At 72.0% G+C, this 20,991-nt stretch carries 22 protein-coding genes and 4 pseudogenes; 10 read left to right on the forward strand and 16 right to left on the reverse strand.

From position 1 onward, the window contains the following. Nucleotides 1-119 precede the first annotated feature (119 nt). Complete coding sequence (locus ABZ915_RS01340) at nucleotides 120-419, reverse strand: hypothetical protein (protein ID WP_361793856.1); 300 nt, start codon at nucleotides 417-419, stop codon at nucleotides 120-122. Between the two features lie 131 nt (nucleotides 420-550). Between ABZ915_RS01340 and ABZ915_RS01345 the strand changes: the two are divergent. Together ABZ915_RS01345 and ABZ915_RS01350 are read left to right on the forward strand one after the other, a co-directional pair. Beyond that, nucleotides 551-710, forward strand: a pseudogene (locus tag ABZ915_RS01345) (NADPH-dependent FMN reductase); the annotation flags it as partial. 10 nt (nucleotides 711-720) lie between these two features. After that, a complete protein-coding gene (locus ABZ915_RS01350; RefSeq protein WP_361793858.1) occupies nucleotides 721-1,125 on the forward strand; it encodes a nuclear transport factor 2 family protein in 405 nt (134 codons plus the stop codon). Between the two features lie 78 nt (nucleotides 1,126-1,203). Here the strand turns inward: ABZ915_RS01350 and ABZ915_RS01355 are convergent. Further along, nucleotides 1,204-1,467 (reverse strand): annotated as a pseudogene (locus tag ABZ915_RS01355) (aldo/keto reductase); the annotation flags it as partial. Nucleotides 1,468-1,636: 169 nt separating this feature from the next. Here ABZ915_RS01355 and ABZ915_RS01360 point away from each other — a divergent pair. Then, the gene (locus ABZ915_RS01360) at nucleotides 1,637-1,774 is read left to right on the forward strand and encodes a hypothetical protein (protein WP_361793861.1); all 138 of its coding nucleotides are present in this window, start codon (nucleotides 1,637-1,639) and stop codon (nucleotides 1,772-1,774) included. A gap of 159 nt (nucleotides 1,775-1,933) precedes the next feature. Here ABZ915_RS01360 and ABZ915_RS01365 read toward each other — a convergent pair whose 3' ends face one another. The 5 genes and pseudogenes from ABZ915_RS01365 to ABZ915_RS01385 all read right to left on the reverse strand — a co-directional run bounded on the left by ABZ915_RS01365 (nucleotide 1,934) and on the right by ABZ915_RS01385 (nucleotide 4,631). Continuing rightward, entirely contained in the window at nucleotides 1,934-2,077 is a 144-nt protein-coding gene (locus ABZ915_RS01365; RefSeq protein WP_361795747.1) for a hypothetical protein, read from the reverse strand. 70 nt (nucleotides 2,078-2,147) lie between these two features. Then, nucleotides 2,148-2,204 (reverse strand): annotated as a pseudogene (locus ABZ915_RS01370) (hypothetical protein); the annotation flags it as partial. 426 nt (nucleotides 2,205-2,630) lie between these two features. Then, nucleotides 2,631-3,428, reverse strand: coding sequence for a hypothetical protein (locus ABZ915_RS01375; RefSeq protein ID WP_361793863.1), 798 nt, complete (start codon nucleotides 3,426-3,428; stop codon nucleotides 2,631-2,633). Between the two features lie 202 nt (nucleotides 3,429-3,630). Beyond that, the gene (locus ABZ915_RS01380; protein WP_361793866.1) at nucleotides 3,631-4,245 is read right to left on the reverse strand and encodes a class I SAM-dependent methyltransferase; all 615 of its coding nucleotides are present in this window, start codon (nucleotides 4,243-4,245) and stop codon (nucleotides 3,631-3,633) included. Between the two features lie 41 nt (nucleotides 4,246-4,286). Beyond that, nucleotides 4,287-4,631: a helix-turn-helix transcriptional regulator gene (locus ABZ915_RS01385; RefSeq protein WP_361793869.1), complete on the reverse strand. Its 345-nt coding sequence runs from the start codon at nucleotides 4,629-4,631 to the stop codon at nucleotides 4,287-4,289. A gap of 102 nt (nucleotides 4,632-4,733) precedes the next feature. Between ABZ915_RS01385 and ABZ915_RS01390 the strand changes: the two genes are divergently transcribed. Then, nucleotides 4,734-5,708 carry a zinc-binding dehydrogenase gene (locus ABZ915_RS01390; RefSeq protein ID WP_361793872.1) on the forward strand — a complete coding sequence of 325 codons (975 nt, stop codon included), beginning with the start codon at nucleotides 4,734-4,736 and terminating at the stop codon, nucleotides 5,706-5,708. A gap of 119 nt (nucleotides 5,709-5,827) precedes the next feature. On the opposite strand, the gene ABZ915_RS01395 is transcribed toward ABZ915_RS01390, so the two are convergent. From ABZ915_RS01395 to ABZ915_RS01410, 4 genes are all read right to left on the reverse strand, one after another. Continuing rightward, a complete protein-coding gene (locus ABZ915_RS01395) occupies nucleotides 5,828-7,063 on the reverse strand; it encodes an MFS transporter (protein WP_361795750.1) in 1,236 nt (411 codons plus the stop codon). Between the two features lie 111 nt (nucleotides 7,064-7,174). Further along, the gene (locus ABZ915_RS01400) at nucleotides 7,175-8,911 is read right to left on the reverse strand and encodes an MFS transporter (RefSeq protein ID WP_361795753.1); all 1,737 of its coding nucleotides are present in this window, start codon (nucleotides 8,909-8,911) and stop codon (nucleotides 7,175-7,177) included. A gap of 113 nt (nucleotides 8,912-9,024) precedes the next feature. Then, nucleotides 9,025-9,498 (reverse strand): MarR family transcriptional regulator, encoded by a 474-nt coding sequence (locus ABZ915_RS01405; protein ID WP_361793875.1) that lies wholly within the window; start codon nucleotides 9,496-9,498, stop codon nucleotides 9,025-9,027. A 38-nt stretch (nucleotides 9,499-9,536) separates the two neighbouring features. Continuing rightward, on the reverse strand, nucleotides 9,537-10,439 hold the full coding sequence (locus ABZ915_RS01410) for a DMT family transporter (RefSeq protein ID WP_361793878.1): 903 nt from the start codon (nucleotides 10,437-10,439) through the stop codon (nucleotides 9,537-9,539). Between the two features lie 116 nt (nucleotides 10,440-10,555). Between ABZ915_RS01410 and ABZ915_RS01415 the strand changes: the two genes are divergently transcribed. Beyond that, nucleotides 10,556-11,650: a galactosyldiacylglycerol synthase gene (locus ABZ915_RS01415; protein ID WP_361793881.1), complete on the forward strand. Its 1,095-nt coding sequence runs from the start codon at nucleotides 10,556-10,558 to the stop codon at nucleotides 11,648-11,650. A gap of 56 nt (nucleotides 11,651-11,706) precedes the next feature. On the opposite strand, the gene ABZ915_RS01420 is transcribed toward ABZ915_RS01415, so the two are convergent. Both ABZ915_RS01420 and ABZ915_RS01425 read right to left on the reverse strand, forming a co-directional pair. Next, nucleotides 11,707-12,456, reverse strand: coding sequence for a polysaccharide deacetylase family protein (locus ABZ915_RS01420; protein WP_361793884.1), 750 nt, complete (start codon nucleotides 12,454-12,456; stop codon nucleotides 11,707-11,709). 12 nt (nucleotides 12,457-12,468) lie between these two features. Then, the gene (locus tag ABZ915_RS01425) at nucleotides 12,469-13,230 is read right to left on the reverse strand and encodes an SDR family NAD(P)-dependent oxidoreductase (RefSeq protein WP_361795756.1); all 762 of its coding nucleotides are present in this window, start codon (nucleotides 13,228-13,230) and stop codon (nucleotides 12,469-12,471) included. A gap of 232 nt (nucleotides 13,231-13,462) precedes the next feature. Between ABZ915_RS01425 and ABZ915_RS01430 the strand changes: the two genes are divergently transcribed. Beyond that, entirely contained in the window at nucleotides 13,463-14,323 is an 861-nt protein-coding gene (locus ABZ915_RS01430) for a DMT family transporter (RefSeq protein ID WP_361793887.1), read from the forward strand. A 15-nt stretch (nucleotides 14,324-14,338) separates the two neighbouring features. On the opposite strand, the gene ABZ915_RS01435 is transcribed toward ABZ915_RS01430, so the two are convergent. Then, nucleotides 14,339-15,058, reverse strand: coding sequence for a TetR/AcrR family transcriptional regulator (locus ABZ915_RS01435; RefSeq protein WP_361793890.1), 720 nt, complete (start codon nucleotides 15,056-15,058; stop codon nucleotides 14,339-14,341). 162 nt (nucleotides 15,059-15,220) lie between these two features. Here ABZ915_RS01435 and ABZ915_RS01440 point away from each other — a divergent pair, with 162 nt between their 5' ends. Together ABZ915_RS01440 and ABZ915_RS01445 are read left to right on the forward strand one after the other, a co-directional pair. Beyond that, the gene (locus ABZ915_RS01440; RefSeq protein ID WP_361793893.1) at nucleotides 15,221-16,747 is read left to right on the forward strand and encodes an APC family permease; all 1,527 of its coding nucleotides are present in this window, start codon (nucleotides 15,221-15,223) and stop codon (nucleotides 16,745-16,747) included. Between the two features lie 31 nt (nucleotides 16,748-16,778). After that, on the forward strand, nucleotides 16,779-18,446 hold the full coding sequence (locus ABZ915_RS01445; RefSeq protein WP_361793896.1) for an amidohydrolase: 1,668 nt from the start codon (nucleotides 16,779-16,781) through the stop codon (nucleotides 18,444-18,446). Nucleotides 18,447-18,491: 45 nt separating this feature from the next. Here ABZ915_RS01445 and ABZ915_RS01450 read toward each other — a convergent pair. Further along, nucleotides 18,492-18,920: pseudogene (locus tag ABZ915_RS01450) on the reverse strand (hypothetical protein); the annotation flags it as partial. Nucleotides 18,921-18,991: 71 nt separating this feature from the next. On the opposite strand from ABZ915_RS01450, the gene ABZ915_RS01455 reads away from it, so the two are divergent. Continuing rightward, a complete protein-coding gene (locus ABZ915_RS01455; RefSeq protein ID WP_361793899.1) occupies nucleotides 18,992-19,534 on the forward strand; it encodes a zinc-binding dehydrogenase in 543 nt (180 codons plus the stop codon). Between the two features lie 161 nt (nucleotides 19,535-19,695). Here ABZ915_RS01455 and ABZ915_RS01460 read toward each other — a convergent pair whose 3' ends face one another. Further along, a complete protein-coding gene (locus ABZ915_RS01460; protein WP_361793902.1) occupies nucleotides 19,696-20,055 on the reverse strand; it encodes a helix-turn-helix domain-containing protein in 360 nt (119 codons plus the stop codon). A gap of 105 nt (nucleotides 20,056-20,160) precedes the next feature. Here ABZ915_RS01460 and ABZ915_RS01465 point away from each other — a divergent pair, with 105 nt between their 5' ends. Further along, on the forward strand, nucleotides 20,161-20,979 hold the full coding sequence (locus ABZ915_RS01465; protein WP_361793905.1) for an SDR family NAD(P)-dependent oxidoreductase: 819 nt from the start codon (nucleotides 20,161-20,163) through the stop codon (nucleotides 20,977-20,979). Nucleotides 20,980-20,991: the final 12 nt, after the last annotated feature.

Consider the following 20,991-nt stretch of genomic DNA (forward strand, 5'->3'; position numbering starts at 1 on the left):
GGCACAGCACACGACCCAGGCAGGGACCGCTGGTTGAACGTCCATGGAACGGATCGTCAAAGCATCGGCAAGCTCGTCGGTACGGACCAGCCGGTATCGAGCCGTAGTTGAGCGACACCTTACGGACGAATTCCGCACGAACCACCCGTCATTGACAGGAGCGGCAGCCTGCCCCGGGGAGGCTGCCGCCGGCGGCAAGGCGGGGTCGAGGAGGGCACCGAGGCGTTCGCCTTGTCCGCGGAGTCCGGAAGCGGACGCGCGGCCTTCAGGCGGAACTGGTCGCCGTAGTAGATGTGCTCGCGTCCGCTGACGAGCAGTTCGTCGACGGACCGCTTGCGCCCGGGGATGGTGGCGTCCAGCAGGGCGAGGCTCTCGACCGTATCGCCGTGATCCGCGGCGAGGGCGTAGCCGATCCACATCCCGACGTCATCGCGAGACGGTACCGCCGCCGGGCACGGCGACCGGGCGAGCTGACGCCCGGGAGACGGTGGCACTGGTCGAGGTGCCCCGAGGCCAGCGGCAAGCGGTGGGCCGTGCAGAGCTGGGCCGACTGGGGCTGCTGCCCGGCTGGCAGCACCAGGGGCAGTGCTGGCGACATCAACCGTCTGGGCTACTTCCTGGGCGCCGGCGTCCAGAGCCCGACGGATGCTGGTCCCGAGGCCGTCCACAAGTCCGACGTCACCACCGCTGAACACCTCGGCGCTGCTTGAAGGAGCCCCTATGTCCGACTCCCTGTCCGACTCCCCGAACATCGCCGTCGTCCGTCATCTCTACGAATCCCGCATGGCCCCGGAGGTCACCGCGGAGATCGTGGCGCCGGACCTCGTCTGGGACATCACTCCCGGTTTCCCCCTCGGTGGCATCTACCACGGCTGGGACAGCGTCGGCCGTGACTTCTTCGGCCCGATGATGCCGGACTACGAGTCCTTCGGTTCCGTCCCCGAGCACTACTACGCGGACGAAGACGACCACGTGTTCGTGCTCGGGCACTACCGCGCCGAGACCAAGAGCGGGAACAAGGCCGAGGTGCGGTTCATCCACCTGTGGACCGTCCGTGACGGCAAGATCGTCCACCTGGTGCAGGCCGCCGACAGCCACGTCCTGCACCAAGCGCTGAACAGCTGAGTCCCGCTACCGGATATCCGGGGAAGGAATTCCCCCCCTCCCACGACGCCTTGCGGCTGCTCGCCACCTGGGCCGCCGTCAGCGGTCGACCAGCCGCATGCCGGCCTCGTGCAGACGGTCGCCGGCGGCCGGTGCCAGGGTGTCGAGCCGCTCGATCTGCCCGGCGGTCAGCATGAGGGCGTCGGCGGCGGTGTTCTCCTCGACGCGGGAGACGCGCTTGGTGCCCGGGATGGGCGCGATGTCGTCGCCCTGTGCGCGCAGCCAGGCGAGAGCCACCTGGGCCGGGGTGGCGCCGGCCTCGGCGGCGACCGCCTCGACCTCTTCGACGATGGGCAGGTTTCGTGCCCGACCCGACGATGACCGCTGCCTCCTTCTTCATGAGGGGTTTCTCCTGGGGCTTCTTCTCGGGTGGGCCGCCTTCGACGGGAGCGGGTTCCTCCGCCACGATCAGCAAGCCTGCCGCCGTCGCTCGCCATGTGGCAGGCCGGGCCGTGCCAGGGAGCGGCGTTCGGTGGAGCGACAGGGCACCCCACGCCAGGAATGGGGTTTCGGCCTCGCGACGGCCCTGTTGGGCGGCCAGGCGGAGCCGGCGCACCTGCGCACCGTGCGGCACGACCCGCTGTTCACCGTCGTCCTGCCCGCCCCATGAGACCGCGATCGCCGAACTACACGACCGCTGACACGGCGTTCGGCTTCTCGTGACGTGCCTGCGCCGACAGCCGGTCCAGGAGCACCATCGCCTCGTGATCCGGGGTACCGGGTTCGGCGAAGAAAGCGACCAGGAACTGCCCGTTCGCGCCGTTCAGGGTCATGCCCTGGAAGCCGAGGGTGACGCACCGACCCGGGGATGGTGAAAGCGGCGGCGGCCCCGGGTATCGCCGACGACGTCGTACTTCTCCCACGCGCGGGCGAACTCCGGGCTGCCGTCCGAGAGTTCGTCGATGAGCGCCACCGGGTCGGGGGCGCTCCGTGGACCACTCCTCCAGCCCGACGAACAGCCCCAGCCCGCCGGGATTCGCGGCGAGCAGGTCGAAGGAGCGTCCCACGACGTAGACGGGGTGCGGACGCATGCTCTCCATCAGCCACTCGACACCGTCGGGCAGGGAGCGGTCAGGCACCGCAGTGGGCGCCGGCGCCGGCCGCTCGGGGCCCAGCGCCAGCTCCCGCAGGTGCCGGCGCTCGGACTCGTTCAGGCGTAGTGCCCTGGACAGGGCCTCGACCACGGAGAGGCTGGGACGGGCCTCCGTGCCGCGTTCCAGCCGGGCATAGTAGTCGAATGCTGATGCCGGCGAGCGTGGCCGGCTCCTCGCGGCGCAGGTCCGGAGTGCGGCGCAGTCCGCCGCTGGTCGGCAGACCCGCCTTCTGCGGGGTGACCCGGGTACGCCGGGCGCGCAGGAAGCGCCCGAGCTCCGTACCGCCGCTGCCGCCGCCGCGCTGCTGCCGAGGTGCCATGCCCTCAGTGTCGCAGTACGTGATTCGTACGCCGTATCCGCGGGCCTCGCGGTCTACGACCCGCCGCCGAAGAAGCCGGTTCTCAGATCGCCGATGACGGCGTCGAGGGGATGTCCACTGACGATGAACGGTCCGCTCCAGGGCGCGCTGAGTGCGAAGAGCAACGCCAGGCTCAGCCCCACCACGCTCGCGACACCCGCGATGAGCAGTGACGTTCGCAGGCTGCTGCGGAAGACCAGCGCGCCGGCGTTCACGATCAAGGCCAGTCCGCTGGCCACGAGCGTGACGACGTAGAGCACGGGTACGGCACGCGAGGCGGCCGCGATGCGGGCGCGACGACCATTGGTGACACCGTCCAGGGAAGCCACCAGTTCCGTGCCGGCCGGGGTTCCCACCTCGGTCCGGGCCGCCTCGGCGCGCACGGTGCGTTCCAGCCGTGCGATCGCATGAGCGGTGGCCGCGTCGTCACCGGATGCCGCCGCCGCACCTTTCCATTCCCTGACACGCGTGGTCTGCAAGTAGTCCCGAAGTGCCATATGGATCGACTCCGAGTGGACTCGCGGACTTGTCGCCGCCCACGCCAGGCGCGAGGCCGCGGCCGCCTCGTCGCTCACCAGCCCCTCTGCCGCGCGCAGATAGCCGGACTCGCTGGCCAGTGTGAGCGCGGCGAAGATCGCGAAGGCGGCGCCGAGTGTCGGCATCAGGGGCGTGACGATCTGCGGTACCCGGTCCTGTTCCCCGGCCGGCACGAGCGCCCGGACGCCGATCCGCGCCAGGGCCGCGACCAGGAAGGCAAGCAGGAGCCCGCCCACAACCAGCACCACCGCCGGCAGCGAGGTCAACCAGTTCACCACATCACCTACAGCGCGTTGCCGCGAGCGCCGGGTGGCGGCACATCGGCGCCCGCGACCTGGAGCTTCTCGTCGATCACCTTCAACGAACGCTCCATGATCACAGGTCGAAGACCTTTGAGGCTCGCGACGCCCGGTACGACATGTCATTTTGTTGCACAAATGGCCGAGTAAGGTCGAACCCGGTCGAGTACGACATCATTCAGCGGGCGGGTTTCTGCCAGATCAGCGAGTACCGGCGGAGCACATGCCGGTGGTACCGCATCCCGGGCAGCAGACGTCGTGCCGCGGCCCGCACTTGCCCGTAGCTCATCTGCGGTTCCGCGACGGGCATGCCCTCCGGACCGCGTGCACGGCGCAGAACCTTCGTGACCCGCACGACCGGTGCGGCCGCGATCATCGTCGCCCACTCCCCCGGGCTCGCCTCGCGGGCCAGGCCGACCACCACCAGTGTGCCGCCGGGTCGCAGCAGCTCGCGCATGCGGGTGAGAGCCGCCTCGAAGTCCATGTGGTGGATCGTGGTCACCGAGGAGATGAAGTCATAGCCGGCGGCGGAAAGCTCGGCGGCGAGGAAGTCGCCCTCGATGAAGGTGACGTCCGGGTGGCCGGCGGCGAGCGCACGAGCGTGGGCGATCATCTCCGGCGACTTGTCGATGCCGGTGACGCGTTTCGCCCGCCCGGCGAGCTTCCGTACCAGCAGCCCGTCCCCGCAGCCGACGTCCAGCGCGTCGCCGCACCCCGCGGGGACACGGCGCAGGATGCCCGGGTGCCGGGCGACGTTGGTGTTCCAGTACGGCTTCACGTCGGGCTGGCTCATCGGCTCATCGTAGGGACCAGGCCCGGCCGGGCCGGCGGGTGTCAGGAGGCTTCGTCGTCGCGGAGTGTGAGGTCGAGCAGGCCGGGGAAGCGGGCGTCGAACTCTTCCCGCCGCAGCCGGTTGAGTCGCTTGGGTCCTTCGTCGCGCTGTTCGACCAGGCCGGCCGCGCGCAGGACCGAGAAGTGATGGCTCTTGGCCGCCCGGCCGACGGGAACGTCGAAGTTGCTGCAACTCAGGGACCAGTCGGGATGGTCGGCCAGGGTGCGCACCAGCTGGATGCGGACCGGGTCGGCGAGCGCGGTCAGCGCGGTCAGCAGCGGGACGTCGTCGGGGTGCGTGAAAACGGGTGCCGGCCGGTGGCTCTTGCCCGGGGTCTTGTCCGTCATCGCTTGCCTTTCTGGCGCTGCCCTTTGCGGAGTGTTCGATGAACATCGTACAGTGCGAGTGTTTGCTTCCCGTCGAACACTCTCGGAGAGGTGGTTCTGCGCATGCGTGCGATCGAGTTCCAGGAGTACGGCGGCCCCGACGTGCTGCGTCTCGTCGAGGCCGAGGTCCCCGAGCCCGGTTCGGGGCAGGTGTCCATCGACGTCGCGTGGGCGGGCGTCAACTTCGCCGACCTCAAGGCGCGGGCCGAGGGATACCGTGTCGCCTCGCTGCCCCACCGTCCTGGCCTGGAGGTGTCCGGGCGTGTCCGGGCCGTCGGCGAGGGCGTGACGGGGCTCCGGGTGGGGCAGGAGGTCGCCGGGCTCGTACAGGGCGGCGGATACGCCGACGTGGTCGTCGCCGAGGCCGCGGCCGTGTTCGCGCTGCCCGAAGGCGTGGACCTGCGTACCGCGGCAACCGTGCCGACGGTGCTGCCGACCGCTCACGCCCTGGTCCACGAGGTGGGCCGGCTGCGGGCCGGGGAGAGCGTCCTCGTGCAGGGCGCCGCCGGCGGTATCGGCACGGCGGTGGGGCAGCTGGCCCGCGCCGCGGGCGCCGGCGCCGTGTACGGGGTGACCTCCAGCAAGGCCAAGGCCGAGTACGCCCGCGCGCACGGATACGACGACGTGTTCCCGGCCGACACCTTCGACCAGGACGTGCGCCGCGCCACCGGCGGCAGGGGCGTCGATCTGGTTCTCGATCCGGTCGGCGGAGACACGCTGCGCCGCGGGCTGGAGGCACTGGCTGCCTTCGGACGCCTCGTCTCCTTCGGCAACGCGAGCGGCGCCGACCCGTGGCACGCCGGACAGGCCGACCTTGCCGTCCGCGCCCTGTCCGTCAGCGGATTCTCCGTTCTGAACCTGGCTGGCACGGCACCCGCCGCGCTGCGCGAGCTCACCGCCCGCGCGCTGCGCACCGTCGCCGAAGGGACCGTGTCCCTGCCCGTCACCGCGGAGTTCCCGCTGCGGAACGCGGCCGAGGCCCACCGCCTCATGGACGGTCGTACCTCCACCGGCAAGCTCCTGCTGCGCGTCGCCTGAGACGAACACACCGTCTCCGGACGTCCTCCGCTTCCAGGACCTTCGGTCCTCGGCACCGCCCAACGGCCGCTACGGGTCGGTGAGATCGCCACGCCTATGCCTGTGGAGGCCCGGACCTGTCAGTTCACGGACGGTGTGTCCTCGGTGAGTCCGAAGCCCGTGGCGCGTGGCTCGGGTTCCGGTCGGCGGGCGGCGACCGTCATCACGGCGAGCCCGGTCAGGACGATGGCGGCGCCGACGTACAGCGGAGCCGTGTAGCCGAGGCCGGCGCTGATGGCCAGGCCGCCGAGCCACGCGCCCAGGGCGTTGCCGATGTTGGACGCGGAGACGTTGGCGCTCGCGGCGAGCGGTACGCCGTGGGCGTGGTCGGTGACCCGGGTGATGAAGCCGGGAACCCCGGCGAAGCCGAACAGCCCGGTCAGAAAGACCAGGACCGCCGATGCCGCAGGGCTGGCGGCCAGGAGCCCGAACAGGGTGAGAGTGGCGGTGAGACCGGCGAGGGACGCCACCAGGGTGAGGTCGCGACTGCGGTCGGCGGCCCGTCCGCCGGCGATGTTGCCGATCACGAGACCGGTGCCGTACACGACGAGCAGCCAGGCGACATCGGTGCTGGAGAAGCCGGTGACCCGGGTGAAGGTGTACGCGAGGTAGCTGAAGGCTCCGAACATCCCGCCGTAACCGAGCGCGGTGGCGGCGAGGGTCAGCCAGACCTGAACCGACCGGAAGGCACGCAGTTGGGCACGCAGCCCGTCCGCCCGGCCGGCGGCGGTGCCGGAACTCTCCGGGGACGGCGGCCGGTTGACGGCGCCGGCCCAGCCCGGCACCAGCACGGCGATGGCGACCGCGGCGACGACACCCATGCCGGTGATCGCCCAGAACGTGGCGCGCCAGCCCCAGCGTTCGCCGACGAGGGCGCCGAACGGTACGCCCAGCACGTTCGCGACCGTCAGCCCGGCGAACATCACCGCCACCGCCCTCGACGCCCGCTCGGGAGCGACCATGCGCCGCGCAACGAGCGAGCCGATGCCGAAGAACGAGCCGTGGCACAGGGCCGCGACCACACGGCCGAGCAGCATGACGGGATAGTCCGGTGCGACGGCGGACAGCAGATTGCCGACGACGAACAGCGCCACCAACCCGACGAGGACGGCCTTGCGCGGCAGGCCGGCGGTGGCGGCGGTCACCACGATCGCGCCGACCGCGACCGTCAGGGCGTACCCGGAGATCAGCCATCCCGCCGCGGCCTCGGACACCGAGAGACTCCGCCCCACCTGCGGGAGCAGCCCGGCGATCACGAATTCGGTCAGACCGATCCCGAAACCGCCTAGAGCGAGCGCGACGAGCCCGGCGGGCATCTCCCGTGTGCTGCCCGTCGGTTGAATGGTCATCCGCCCATCATCATGCACGGATGACGGCCGGGGCGAAGGAATTCGGGCTCGCCGGCCTGGTCGCCCGCCGGCCGTCCGTCACGAGGAGGGCGCGGTCCGCCGGCCGGGCTGTTCCTTCGTCTCGTTCGTCTCCTTCGTCTCCTTCGTCGGGTGGTCCGGTCCTCCGTCCTTCGGGGCGTCGTCGTCGGCGCGTTCGTGGCCGCCCCGCAGGGCGGAGGCCAGCGCGGAGACCAGGGCCATGCCCGCGGCGACGCCGAAGACGATGCCCAGGCCGTGGTGGAAGGGACCGGAGACCAGTTCCGGGAAGAAGGTGTGGCCGGTCAGGGTGGCGCGCTGGGCCGCGGTGAGATGGTCCAGGGTGCCGCCTGCGCCGAGCAGGTGACCGATGGGGTTGTTGCCCAGGAACGTCGCGAAGAGGGTGCTGACCGGCGGCAGCGAGGCCGCGTCGTGGGCGGTGCCGGCGGGTACGCCGTGTGCCTGGAGGCCGCTGCTGAGGGTGGCGGGCAGGGAGGAGGCCAGCCCGGACACCATCAGCGAGAAGAAGACGCCGATGGACAGGGCCGTGCCCGAGTTCTGGAAGGTGGAGCGCATCCCGGAGGCCACGCCCCGGTAGCGGGCCGGGACGCTGCCCATGATGGACGAGGTGTTGGGCGAGGAGAACATGCCCTGGCCCAGACCGTTGAGGAACAGCAGCGCGGCGAACAGGCCGTACTCGAAGTTCACGGGCAGTGCCAGCAGGCCGAGGAAGGAGCCGGCGACCACGATCAGGCCGGTCGTGGAGAACAGACGGGCACCGAACCGGTCGGAGAGGTAGCCGCAGACCGGACCGGCGATCAGGAAGCCGAGGGTCAGCGGCAGCATGAAGATGCCGGCCCACAGCGGGGTGTCCTCGAAGTCGTAGCCGTGCAGCGGCAGCCAGATGCCCTGAAGCCAGATGATCAGCATGAACTGGAGGCCGCCGCGGGCGATCGAGGTGAGCAGGGCGGCCAGGTTGCCCGCCGCGAACGCCCGCACGCGGAACAGGGACAGCCGGAACATGGGCTCGGCGACCCGGGTCTCCGCGAGGCAGAACACCAGCAACAGGAACACGCCGCCGATCAGGCCGGCGAGGACCCAGGGATTGGTCCAGCCGGTGGGGTGGCCGCCGTAGGGCTGGATGCCGTACGTGATGCCGGCCAGCAGGATGCCCGCTCCCGTGGCGAAGGTGATGTTGCCCAGCCAGTCGATGCGGCCCCGTCCGCCGGCCGCTGTCTCCCGGAGGCTCAGGTACGACCAGACGGTGCCGGTGATGCTGACCGGGACGCTGATCCAGAACACCGCACGCCAGTCGACCGCGGCGAGCAGACCGCCGGCGAGCAGGCCGAGGAACTGCCCGGCGAGCGCGGTGATCTGGTTGACGCCGAGGGCCATGCCGCGTTGCCGGGCCGGGAAGGCGTCGGTGAGGATGGCGGCCGAGTTGGCGGTGAGCATGGAGCCGCCGAAGGCCTGCACGATGCGCCACAGGATCAGCCACAGAGCGCCCGCGCCGGCCCGGAACGGGTCGAGGGACAGGGCGACGGAGGCACAGGCGAAGACCAGGAAGCCCAGGTTGTAGATGCGGACCCGGCCGAACATGTCGCCGAGGCGGCCGAGGACGACGACCAGCACGGCCGAGACCAGCAGGTAGCCGAGGATCATCCACAGCAGGTAGCCGATGTTGCCGGCCGCTAGCGGGTCCAGGCCGATCCCGCGGAAGATGGCCGGCAGAGAGATGATCACGATGGAGGCGTCCATCGTGGCGATCAGCACGCCGAGGGTGGTGTTGGACAGAGCCACCCACTTGTAGCCGGGACCCGGGGGCGTGTCCCGGTGCCGGGCGGAGTGGGCGAGCAGACGGCCGCGGAGCCCTTGGACGGGGTGCCGGCCCTCCGGGGCGGGCGTCGGCCCGCTCACAGCCGTTCCGCCAGCCGGTCGAGGAGGGGCAGGGCGGCACGGAGTGAGGCGCGCTCCTCGGGCGCGAGCTCGTCCAGGGCCTCGGCGAGCCGGCCGACGGACTCGGAACGGCGTTCCTCGAGCATGGCCCGGCCCTCGTCGGTGATCGACACGATGGCCCTGCGTCCGTCGGCCGCGTCCGGGGTGCGCCGGACCAGCCCGCGCTGTTCGAGCCCCGCGAGCGTGGTGGCCATGGCCTGCGGCCTGACGCGCTCGAGCTCGGCGAGCGAACCGGGCGAGTCCGCTCCGGTGCCGGCCAGCCGGGCCAGCACCGAGACACCGGAGAGGGAGACGTCCCCCACGGCGTGAGCCTGGCGCAGTCGGCGGACTATCCGGCCCATGGCCAGCCGCAGTGCGCCGGCGAGTGCCGCCGTCTCCGGCGATCGGTCACAGCCGCCTGCGCGGCCGCCAGTCTTGTCCAGCACGTCCATGGTTACTAATCGTAGGTTTATCAGTCTGGACTGTTCAATCAAGTGTTAGTAATCGATTCCGATGCCACGTCGTCCCAGCTGCCGCCGGAGGCCACGACGGGCGACCGCGTCAGCCCGACGATGCCCGCCGCCATGAGGCCGACCCCCACGGCCTCGGGCAGCATGCGCCAGCCCAGCGCGATGCTCTCCCCGAACAGCAGGCCGCCCAGGGTGATGCTGATCAGGGCATCTCCCAGCGTCAGGGCAGGCTGGGAGGCCGCCAGGGTGCCGGCCCGCAGCGTCCACTGGAGCAGCAGCACGCTCAGCAGACCGGTGACGGCAGCGGCGTAGGTGTGCCAGGTGGTGAGGACCGCGGTGGGGCCCGCCGCGAACCGCCCGGTCACCTCCTTGATGAGCGCGGCGGTGACCGCGAACCCGGCGGCGGTGGCGATGCCCAGCGTGGCGGCCTGCACGGGGCCACGCATACGGAGAGCGGCTGCCAGCAGGACGGCGGCGCAGCACGCCAGCCCGCCTCCCACGACGAGCCAGCGCCAGTCGTCGGCCCGGTCGCTGCCGGGAGACGGGGACGCGCTGAGCAGGAAGAGCGCCAGTCCGCCCGCGAGCATCACGAAGGACCGCCAGGTCCCGGCGCCGGGACGGTGACGGAACACCACCGCGCCCACCAGCAGGGTGAACAGCAGTTCGCTGGCCAGCAGCGGCTGCACCACCGACAGCTGCCCGGAGTCCAGGGCGATGACCTGGAAGACAGCCGAAAGCATCAGGGCCGCAGCTCCGGCCCACCAGTGCGGATGGCGCAGGAGCCCCGCCAGGCGGGCCATCGCCGCCCTGGCTCCGCGGCCCGTGACTTCGTCCGGTTCGACGGCGGCCCTGCGTTGCAGGACGGACGCCGTCGCGTTGGACAGCGCGGAGAGCAGGGCCATGACGACCGTGAGCACGTTCATGCGCATGCCTGCCGTTGACGGGATGTACGCGGTGATACACCTACCCATACCGGCGGTGCCTGTTGGCCCGCCGGTACTGCGGATACCTGTTGCTCACTGCTCGATGCGAGGTGACCATGCCGCGGACGCACCCCTGCCGCCTGTTGGTGGTCGGCGCGAGCATGGGGTCGGGCCACGACGCGGTCGCCGTCGAGCTGGCCCGGCGCCTGCGCGTGGCCGGGCACGAGGCGGTGCACACGGACGTACTGGAGATGCTGCCCGCCCGTACCGGGGCCGGGCTGCGCGGTTTCTACCGTGCGACGGTCCGGCATGCCCCCCTGCTGTACGCGGGCATCTACGCCGCCTTCTTCCGCACCGGCGCCGGTCCGCGGCCGGGCAGTGCGCCGCTGGCGGTGCTCGCGGAGGGCCGGCTGCGGGCGGAGGTGGCGGGCAACCGCGCCGACGCGGTCGTCGCCGTCTTCCACCTGGCCGCCCAGCTGACCGGCAGGATGCGGGCACTCGGGCGGCTGACGGTGCCCAGCGCGGTGGTCATCACCGACTTCGACGCCCACCGGCAATGGCTGCACCGGGGCAACGACCTCAACCTGTGCCTCACCCCGCAGATCGCCCGCGAGGTGCGGCACGGCGTGGGCCGGCCCGCCGTCTCCTGCGGTCCGCTCCTGCCGGACCGCTTCCGCCCGCACCCGGCCGGCGAGGCGTCCTGGCGGCAGCGGCTCATGACGGGCGACGGGCGCCCGCCCGTACTGCTGTCCTCGGGCGCGTGGGGGGTGGGCAGCCGGCTCGACTCGACGGCCCGGCTGCTGGTCGGCGCCGGGTATCTGCCGGTCGTCCTGTGCGGGCGGAACGAGCGCCTGCGCCGTCTGCTGTCGCGGGTGCCGGGAACGCTCGCCCTGGGCTGGGTGGGCGACATGCCGGGCCTGATCGCGGCTTGCGGGGCACTGGTCGACAACGCCGCGGGGCAGACGGCACTCGAAGCACTCGCCGTCGGTGTCCCCGTCGTGGGGTACCGCCCGATCCCCGGCCACGGCGCGGAGGGCGTACGCCGGATGGCGGCGCTCGGCCTGACCGAGCACGCCGCCGACGCGTGGCAGCTGGTGCAGTCCTTGGACCGCCTCACAGCGGGCGGCGCGGCACCCGGTCGCCCGGCCCCCGCCGCCGGCCGGCTCTTCCAGGGTGACGTCGTACGTCCGCTGGAACGGCTCTGCACCTGAGGAGGGTGGGCGGTCGGACGGCGGTGCCCGACGGCAGGGCCCGGCCGTCCGCCCGATCAGTCCTGGCCCGCGACGCGGTGCTCGCCGAGCGGCCCGACCGTCAGGCCGGCCGCCCGGCACGCGCCCACCAGCCGGGGCAGCGCGTCCAGCGCCGCCCGCCAGCAGCCGGGTGCCGACTGGCGGTCGGTGTCGTGCAGCAGCACCGTGCCGCCGCCCCGCAGGTCCGCCAGGACGGTCGCCGCCACGGACTCGCCGGTGGCACGGTCCGTCCAGTCGCGGCCCCAGGCCGTCCACAGGACCGGTCGCAGCCCGGTGCGACGCGCGGCCAGCAGCCGGTCTCCGGTCAGGATGCCGTACGGGGGCCGGTACCAGGTCGGGCTCACCCCGGACACCTCCGCCACCGTGTGCGCGGCTCGCGCCAGTTGTCGGACCTCCCGGACCGGTGCCGGCCGCCAGGGGCGGTTGTGCGTCCAGCCGTGGACCGCGAGTTCGTGACCGCGCCGGACGATGTCGTGGCTCAGCCGCCGGTGGCACAGCACCTGCTCGCCCACCACGAAGAAGGTGGCACGGACCGACAGCCCGTCCAGCGCGGCGAGGAAAGCGGGGGTGGAGCGGGGGTCGGGCCCGTCGTCGAAGGTGAGCGCCACGTGGTCGCCGCCGCCGACGCCCGCCAGGGCCGGCAGCCAGGCGCGCCGCGGGCCGGAGAGCCAGGTCCCGGCGGGCACGATGTGGGCCGCGGCGACGAGCGCCGGCACGACGGCGGCGGCCGTGGTGAACAGCCGGCCCCGGTCGACGCTCCCTCGCATGTCCTCCTCGCCTCAGCCGAACCGGGCCGCCAGGCGCCGGTACGAGGAGGGCGCGAGGCGGCGGACCGCGACCGGTACCCGGAGCCAGCCGGGCACGAACACCTCGTCGCGTTCCCTGCGCACCGCCGCGACGACCGCCGCGGCCACCCGCTCGGGCGGGATCGGCCGCGGGCGGCGGCGGGCGTAGGGCGCCCCTCTCCGGGCGAAGAAGGGGGTGTCCACCGCGCCCGGCACGACGTGGGTCAGCCGCACGCCGGTGCCGTCGAGCTCGTACCGCAGCGCGTCGGCGAAGGCGCCGAGTCCCGCCTTCGCCGCGGAGTACACCGCTTCCTCCCGCACACCGACGCAGCCCGCGATGGAGCCGATCAGCACCAGCCTGCCCCGGCGCCGCGCCACCATGTGGGGCAGGACCTGCCGGACGAGATGCACCACCGATGTCAGGTCCACGGTGAGCAGCCGGTCCATCTCGCCGCCGGGCATCGAGGTGAACGGGCCGGCCCAGCCCACACCGGCCGCGGCGACGAGCAGATCGATGCCCGGTACCTGCCGAAGGGCCCGGTCGACCAGTTGCCGGGCGCCGTCGGTGCCGGACAGGTCGCAGGGAATCGCGACGCCGGACGTCTCGCGGGCCACCGTGTCCAGCCGGGCCAGGTCACGGCCGGAGACCAGCAGCGCCCACCGCTCGTTCGCCAGGGCCCGTGCGACGGCCGCCCCGATCCCGGAGGACGCACCCGTCACGAGCGCCACGCCTGTCCCGGGCACGGTGCCTGGCAGGAGGGCGGACGGGGCCGGGCCGGGTTCCGCCGTGACGCGTCCCAAGGTGACCTCCCCGCCCGCACCCGCGCATCCGGCGATGACAACGACGATCGAGGGGTAGCCGGAGCTGACGGCTTTCAAACGTGGGGCAGCGCATGGGCGGCGCGGCGATGAGCCACGTGGGTGTCTTTGCGCAACGGTCCCGGCCGTACCGGGCCTCGGCGCGGTCCGGGCAGGAGGATGACGAGCCGTGGTGTACCTCTTCAGCCTTCCCGCCGCATGTCTGCTGGGCTTCGGCTTCGTGCTCCAGCAGCACGCGGCCGAACGCGAACCGCTGTCCCTGATGTTGTCCTTCCGGCTGCTGCTGGACCTCGCGCGGGTGCCGCTGTGGCTGGCGGGCATCGGCTGCATGGTCCTGGGCCAGATCCTCGGGGCGCTCGCGCTGACCCGCGGCAGCCTGGCCCAGGTGGAACCGTTGCTCACCACGAACCTGCTCTTCGCGATGGCCCTCGCCCGGTGGATGGGCGACCAGCCGCTGGGCCGGTCGGGGTGGCTCGGGGCGCTCGCCCTCAGCGGCGGAGTGGCGGCCTTCGTCCTGGCGGGGCACCCGCAGAGCGGTCAGGGCCAGGTCGGTGCGTTGCGGCACTGGCTCGTGATCGGCTGCGTACTGGGGCTGGCCGGAGTCCTCGTCCTCTTCGCCCAGCACCTGCGGCTGCTGCACCGGCCGCCCTTCCTGGCCGCCGCGGCCGGCACGCTCTACGGCCTCCAGGACGCGCTCACCCGCGTCAGCGGCGGCATCGTGGGTGAGCGGGGCATCACCGGTCTGCTCGTCTCGTGGCAGCCCTGGGCCGTCGTGGCGCTGGCGGTGGTGGGTCTGCTGCTGGTGCAGAGTGCCTTCGAGGCCGGGCCGTTGCGCCTGTCCCTGCCGGCGCTGACCGCTGCCGAGCCCCTGATCGGTATCGCCTGCGGCATCGGCTTCCTCCAGGACCGGTTGCGCACCGAGCCCGGCGCACTGGCCTGGCAGTCCGCGGGGGTGGTCGCGGTGATCACCGGCGTCTTCGTCCTCGGGCGGCACCCTGTCATGCCCAGCGGCGAGCGACGCGCGTCCTGAGCCGGGCGTGGTCGCTCATGCCCTGATGTCGCCGGTGTTCCGAGGGTTCCTCGGAGCGCGCGCCGCGAGTGCGTCCAGGAGCAGGTCCACGGACTCCTCGAAGGAACTCTCCGCCATCCCGGGCAGCTCGCTGCGGGTCGCGGTCAGCGCAGGGTACGACTCGGGGTCCAGGCCCTGGTAGACGTCCCGCCAGGCCCGCTGGTCGGCTTCGCGCTGCTGGCGGGGAAGCGCGTGGAACGCCGCGTCCGTGGCGGCATGGCTGAGCACGGTGTCGATGAAGGCCAGGTAGAGCCGTACGGCGCGGTCGGGCTCGAAGCCCGCGGACAGCAGCAGCCCGATCCCCGTCTCCACGGCCCGGATCTCGTGCTCGCGCCGGGTCACCCGGTGCGAGGCCATGGCGGCCGCCCGGGGGTGGGCGAGATATCCGGCGCGCACCCGCTGTGCCATCTCGCGCAGTGCGGCCACCCAGTCGTCCCCGGGCACGAACCCCGCCATCGCGTCGCCGATGATCCGGTCGGCGATGGCGAGCACCAGGTCGTCGGTGTCGTGGAAGTAGCGGTACAGCGCGGTCGGATCGCAGCCCAGGGCCGCCCCCAGCCGGCGCACGCTCAGCGCCTCGGGGCCGTGCTCGCCGATCAGCCTGAGGGCGGTCTCCACGATCAGGTCTTCCGACAGCAGGACGCCCGAGCGGGTGGGCCGGCGGCGTCTGCGTTCCTGCGGGACACGGGTGGGCATCCGGGGTTCCTCTCGTCCGGGCCGGCACGGAGCGGCGTACCCGCAGTGAACGACCCCCGCCCTCCTTACGTCAACAGGATTGACGGAATGTGGGCGCCGGATGTTCCATCACATTCCCGCGCGGCTCTTCCCCTCCGCCCCCCGTCCTGCGAGGAGCCCTACATGTCCGCCACGCCCTCCCCGTCCGCTCCGAGACCTCAACCGTCCGCCGCACCACGCCCCGCCCTGCGCCGTTCCCTCGGCGTCGTCGACGGCGTGGCCCTCGCCGCATCCAGTACCGCCGCCACCACCAGCATCGCCATCGGCATGGGCACGATCGCCTCCGTCGTGGGCCTACAGGCTCCGGCGCTGTTGCTGCTGGCCTTCCTGCCGGTCCTCGGCATCGCCATCGCCTACGCCCGGCTCAACCGCTCGGAACCCAACTGTGGCAACGGCTACGTGTGGGTCGGCAAGTCCCTCGGCCCCTGGCCCGGCTTCCTGACGGGCTGGGTCACCCTGGTCGGCTCGATCATCTTCTGCGCCTACACGAGCGCGATCATGGGCTCGGTCGTCCTGGTCATCGCCAACAAGGCCGGGCTGCACAGCGTCGTCGGCATCACCCTCGATCCCGGGTCCACCGGTGTCACGACGGCGGTCGGTCTGGTCGTCCTCATCGCCCTCGCCGCCCTGACCATCACGGGGATGCGTGCCGCCACCCGGTTCCAGTTCGCCCTGCTGATCTTCGAGTACACGGTGCTGCTGGCCTTCTGCGGCTGGGCCCTGGTCTCCGGCCACCACACCATCTCCCTCTCCTGGTTCAACCCCTTCGCCATCTCCGACGGCACCGCGTTCGCCCAGGGCATGGTCCTCGCGGTGTTCTTCTTCTGGGGCTGGGACGCCGCCTTCAGCGTCAACGAGGAGACCAAGGGCGTGGACGACTCCGCCCGGGGAAGCTTCATCGCCCTGTTCGCCATGCTCGGCCTGTTCCTCTTCGCCTCGGTCGCCTTCCAGCGGGAGATGAGCCTGCCCGAGCTCGTCCGGAACGGTCCCCAGGCCCTTCCCTACCTCGGTGCGAAGCTGGCCGCCGAGCCCTGGGCCACCCTGCCCCTGATCGCCCTGATGTTCTCCGCCGTGACCTCCGTCCAGGCCACCCTGATCCCGACGGCGCGCGGACTGCTCGCCATGGGCCGGGACCGGACCATGGGGCAGATGTGGACCCGCGTCCATCCGCGATACGGCACCCCCGCCGTCGGCACGGTCGTCGTGATGGCCATCGCCTCCGTGATCGCCCTGCTCGCCGTCGCCATCCCCAAGCTGAGCGACATGCTGCTGACCGCGGTCAACGCCATCGGCCTGATCGTCGCCCTCTACTACGGCCTCACCGCGCTGGCCTGCGCCGTCCGCTTCCGCTCCGCCCTGCGCGAAGGACCACGCGAGGCGCTGCTCGCGGTCGGCATACCCGGCGTGTCCAGTCTGGTCCTGCTGGGCCTCGGCGGCTACCTCGGATACTCGTACCTGACCATGAGCGACCACTTCGAACTCAGCCCGGACAACGGCTGGTTCATGTTCTCCCTGCCCGCCGCCATCGTCCTGTTCGGTCTCGGCATGGCCGCCGTCGCCAAGTACGTGCGCCGCTCGCCGTACTTCACCACCGGGCGCGGCACCGACGCCGAAGCCCTGACCCTGCCGATGGACCGCACGGCGGTCTGAACCCCCTCTCCCCCATCCGGAGTTCCCTCACATGACGCATTCCCAGGCCACGGGCCCCGCCGATCTCGTGCTGACCGGCGGTCCCGTGCACACCGTGGATCCCGCCCGCAGCCGCGCCACCGCGGTGGCCGTGCGCGGCGGGCGGATCGCCGCCGTCGGCCACGACGAGGTGCACGAGCTGATCGGGCCGGGCACCGAGGTCGTCGACCTCGCCGGAAAGCTGCTGCTGCCCGGCTTCCAGGACGCCCATGTCCATCCGCAGGGCGCGGGCATCGAGCTCGGCCTGTGCCATCTCGGCGACACCGTCGATCCGGCCGAGTATCTGCGCAGGATCAAGGCGTACGCGGACGAGCACCCGGACGCCGAGTGGATCACCGGGGGCGGCTGGTCCCTGGAGGCGTTCCCCGGCGGCTCCCCCACGGCCGCCGCCCTCGACGCGATCGTCCCGGACCGGCCCGTCTTCCTGCCGAACCGCGACCATCACGGCGCCTGGGTCAACAGCCGGGCGCTGGAGCGGGCCGGCCTCGACTCCCGTACCCCGGACCCGGCCGACGGCCGGATCGAGCGTGACGCCGAGGGCAACCCGACCGGAATGCTCCAGGAGGGCGCGGTCCACCTCGTGGGCAGGCTGGTGCCCGACCCCACGCCCGAGGAACAGCTCGCCGCCCTGCTGCGCGCCCAGGCCGTGCTGCACTCCTACGGCGTCACCGCCTGGCAGGACGCCATCGTCGGCACGTACACCAACATGACGGACCCGGCACCCGCCTACCAGGCGGCCCTCGACCGGGGCCTGCTCACCGCCCGCGTCGTCGGCGCCCTGTGGTGGGACCGCGAGCGCGGCGCCGAGCAGCTTCCGGAACTCGTCGCCCGCCGCGCGGAGTTGAGCAGAGGACGGTTCCGCGCCGGGACCGTGAAGATCATGCAGGACGGCATCGCGGAGAACCACACCGCCGCCCTGCTCGACCCGTACCTCACCGGCTGCGGCTGTGCCTCCGACAACAGCGGCATCAGCTTCGTCGAGCCCGAGGCGCTGAAGAAGTGCGTCACCGAACTCGACGCGCTGGACTTCCAGGTCCACTTCCACGCCCTCGGCGACCGCGCGGTGCGCGAGGCCCTGGACGCCGTGGAGGCCGCCCGCCAGGCCAACGGCCACCGCGACACACGGCACCACCTGGCCCATCTCCAAGTCGTCCACCCGCACGACATCCCGCGGTTCCGGACTCTGGGAGCGACCGCCAACCTCCAGATGCTGTGGGCCGCGCACGAACCGCAGATGGACGAACTGACCCTGCCCTTCCTCGGCGCCGAACGCGGCACCCGGCAGTACCCGTTCGGTGACCTCCTGCGCGCGGGCACGACCCTGGCCGCGGGCAGCGACTGGCCGGTCAGCAGCCCCGATCCGTTCCAGGCCATCCACGTCGCCGTCAACCGCATCGCCCCGGACGCACCCACGGACACCCCCGCCTTCCTCCCCGAACAGGGCCTCGACCTGGGTACCGCCATCGCCGCCTACACGGCGGGCAGCGCCTACGCGAACCATCTCGACAGCACCACCGGCAGCATCACCGTGGGCAGGTCGGCCGACCTGGTCGTCCTCGACCGCGACCCGTTCGCGGCCCCCGCCGAGGAGATCGCGACCACCCGCGTCCTCCAGACCTTCGTCGAGGGCCGACGCGTCCACGCGGCTGCCGACGCCTGATCCGGGGGCCGCGTCCCACCGGACGGGCGACGGTCCCGCCGGCCGTCATGACAACCGGGGCACCGGGGCGGGAAGGTCCTGCACCTCCAGGCTGATCAGCTGCTCCGGGGCCGGGGCCGGGTCCGGCAGTTCGGCGACGCGCTGGGCCTGGCGTTCGGTGAGCTCCTGGAAGATCTGGCGCGCCGAGCGGCCGTTGCCGAATCCCTCGGCCCGCGGCATCCGCTCGAACAGCAGGAGAAGTTCCGCACGAGCCGCGGGGGTCAGCTCGTAGCGGTGCTCCCCGGCCTGGTGCTCCACGATCGAGACCAGCTCCGCCGCGTCGTAGTCCTCGAAGAGCAGGGTGCGGCCGAAGCGGGAGGACAGGCCGGGGTTGGAGCCGATGAAGCGGTCCATGTCGCCGGGGTATCCGGCGGCGATCACGACGACGTCGTCACGGTGGTCCTCCATCAGTTTGACCAGGGTGGCGACCGCCTCGTGCTGGCCGCTCCGGCCGCTACAACATCTGCCGGCAGCTGAAGGTGTTCGGCTGCCAGACCCCCGGCGGCATGGCCGACTGCTTCACCATTCCCGCCGACCGCGTCCACCGTGTCCCCGAGGGCATGACCAACCTCCAGGCCGCCCTCGTCGAACCGCTCGCCACACCGGTGCACGCCGTCGCCAAGGCCGGCGACCTCACCGGACGCACCGTGGCCGTGCTGGGCGCGGGCCCCATCGGCCTGCTCGTCCTGGCCGCCGCGCGGCACGCCGGCGCGGCCCGGATCGCGGTCACCGACCTGCTCGCCACCAAGCGGGAGCGCGCCATGCGACTCGGCGCGGACGCCGGCCTCCCCGCCGACGCGGCCGACCTGACCGCCCTGGCCCACAGCGCCCTCGGCGGACCGGCCGACGTGGTGTTCGACTGCGTCGCCCGCGAACGGTCCATGGCGCAGGCCATCGGCCTCGTCACCAAGGGCGGCCGGATCATCGTGGTCGGCGTCGGCGCCCCGGCACCACACCGATCCGTCTCGACCTCGTCCAGGACCGCGAGATCCGCATCGAGGGCAGCCTCATGTACACCGCCGACGACTACCGCAGCGCTGTCTCCCTGATCACCTCCGGCGCGGTCGAACCGACGAGATCATCACCGCCACCTACCCGCTGGAGGAGGCGGGCAAGGCCTTCGCCGCCACACTCGAACCGGACCAGGTCAAGGTGGTCATCACCATGGCGACGGCCTGACCGAGCCGGGTCCACGCGGGCGTCCGGCCGCTCAGGCGCGCCCGTTCGCGGTGTCGTAGACCTCCCGCGCCTTCGCCACCTGGCCCATCCGCTCATTGGTCCACAACGCCAGCGCACGAACCTGTTCGGCCGCCTCGCGGCCCAGGTCCGTCAGGGAGTAGTCGACGTGTGGCGGGACCACCGGCTTGGCGTCACGGTCGACCAGACCGTCCCGTTCCAGGCTCCGCAGCGTCTGCCCGAGCATCTTCTCGCTGACCGGGCCCACGGAACGGATGGAGCGGCGCAGTTCGGCGAAGCGGTGCGGGCGCTCGAGGAGCCGGATCAGCACGAGGACGCCCCAGCGGCTGGTGACGTGCTCCATGGTCAGGCGCTGAGGACACAGGACGGCCATGCCCGTACCGTACTTCAAAGTACGTACTCACGCAGAGTGACGACAGCTCCTAGGGTTTTCCGCAGATCCCTTCACGGGTGCCCGGTCGGCCACACAAGGAGCTTCATGCACACCATCCTCGTCAGCGGGGGCAACAGCGGAATAGGCCTCCGGGCGGCGCGGGAACACCTCGCTCGCGGCCATCGCGTGGTCCTCCTCGGCCGCGATCGGGCAAAGGGCGAGGCGGCGATCGCCTCCTTCGGCGACGCGGCCGGCCGGGCGTCGTTCTTCTCCGTCGACCTGTCGACCCACGACGGGGTCCGGGACGCCGCCCGGCACGTCCTCGCGGAACACGACCGCTTCGACGCGCTCCTGCACTCGACGGGTGTCCTCACCTTCAAGGAACTGCGCACGGCGGACGGACTCCATCCGTTCTTCTCGGTCAACTACCTGAGCCGCTACCACCTCACGCAACTGCTGCTGCCCGCGCTGCGCCGCGCCGAACGCGCCCGCGTGGTCATGATGACCGCGAGCATCCCCCCTTCCACACGGGCCGACTTCCAACGGTTCCCCGCGTTCGAAGCATTCAGCTTCCGGCACGACCGGGAGGCGATCCAGCTCGCCAACCACCATTACGCCGCCCACCTCGCGAAGACCGAACCGGCCATCCTCGCCGGGGTGGTCAACGCGGGCGCCGCGAAGACGGACATCCTCAGGATGTCCCCGTGGTACGTGCGAGCCATGGCCAAGGTCACGGGCCCGGTCTTCTTCGACTCCGTCGACAAGAGCGCTCACAACGTCGTCGAAGCCGTCCTCCAGGAGGACTGGCCCTCGTCGACCTACTGGCCGAAACCCGGGAACTTCGGGGAACGCACACCGATCACCCTCGACGAAGCGACCACGCGTCACCTCATGGGCGTCTCCCGGGACCTCACGGGAACGTGAGGCAGCCGGAGT

The sequence above is a fragment of the Streptomyces sp. NPDC046915 genome (assembly GCF_040644935.1).
Taxonomy (GTDB): Bacteria; Actinomycetota; Actinomycetes; order Streptomycetales; family Streptomycetaceae; genus Streptomyces.

Excerpts from the sequence above, each read along its gene's own strand:
- ABZ915_RS01340 (WP_361793856.1), bottom strand. The coding sequence starts at position 419 with ATGTGGATCGGCTACGCCCTCGCCGCGGATCACGGCGATACGGTCGAG.
- ABZ915_RS01465 (WP_361793905.1), top strand. The coding sequence starts at position 20,161 with ATGCACACCATCCTCGTCAGCGGGGGCAACAGCGGAATAGGCCTCCGG.
- ABZ915_RS01460 (WP_361793902.1), bottom strand. The coding sequence starts at position 20,055 with ATGGCCGTCCTGTGTCCTCAGCGCCTGACCATGGAGCACGTCACCAGC.
- ABZ915_RS01410 (WP_361793878.1), bottom strand. The coding sequence starts at position 10,439 with ATGAACGTGCTCACGGTCGTCATGGCCCTGCTCTCCGCGCTGTCCAAC.
- ABZ915_RS01385 (WP_361793869.1), bottom strand. The coding sequence starts at position 4,631 with ATGACGGACAAGACCCCGGGCAAGAGCCACCGGCCGGCACCCGTTTTC.
- ABZ915_RS01380 (WP_361793866.1), bottom strand. The coding sequence starts at position 4,245 with ATGAGCCAGCCCGACGTGAAGCCGTACTGGAACACCAACGTCGCCCGG.
- ABZ915_RS01395 (WP_361795750.1), bottom strand. The coding sequence starts at position 7,063 with ATGCCCGCCGGGCTCGTCGCGCTCGCTCTAGGCGGTTTCGGGATCGGT.
- ABZ915_RS01435 (WP_361793890.1), bottom strand. The coding sequence starts at position 15,058 with ATGCCCACCCGTGTCCCGCAGGAACGCAGACGCCGCCGGCCCACCCGC.
- ABZ915_RS01350 (WP_361793858.1), top strand. The coding sequence starts at position 721 with ATGTCCGACTCCCTGTCCGACTCCCCGAACATCGCCGTCGTCCGTCAT.
- ABZ915_RS01440 (WP_361793893.1), top strand. The coding sequence starts at position 15,221 with ATGTCCGCCACGCCCTCCCCGTCCGCTCCGAGACCTCAACCGTCCGCC.
- ABZ915_RS01455 (WP_361793899.1), top strand. The coding sequence starts at position 18,992 with ATGGCCGACTGCTTCACCATTCCCGCCGACCGCGTCCACCGTGTCCCC.
- ABZ915_RS01420 (WP_361793884.1), bottom strand. The coding sequence starts at position 12,456 with ATGCGAGGGAGCGTCGACCGGGGCCGGCTGTTCACCACGGCCGCCGCC.
- ABZ915_RS01390 (WP_361793872.1), top strand. The coding sequence starts at position 4,734 with ATGCGTGCGATCGAGTTCCAGGAGTACGGCGGCCCCGACGTGCTGCGT.
- ABZ915_RS01405 (WP_361793875.1), bottom strand. The coding sequence starts at position 9,498 with ATGGACGTGCTGGACAAGACTGGCGGCCGCGCAGGCGGCTGTGACCGA.
- ABZ915_RS01445 (WP_361793896.1), top strand. The coding sequence starts at position 16,779 with ATGACGCATTCCCAGGCCACGGGCCCCGCCGATCTCGTGCTGACCGGC.
- ABZ915_RS01415 (WP_361793881.1), top strand. The coding sequence starts at position 10,556 with ATGCCGCGGACGCACCCCTGCCGCCTGTTGGTGGTCGGCGCGAGCATG.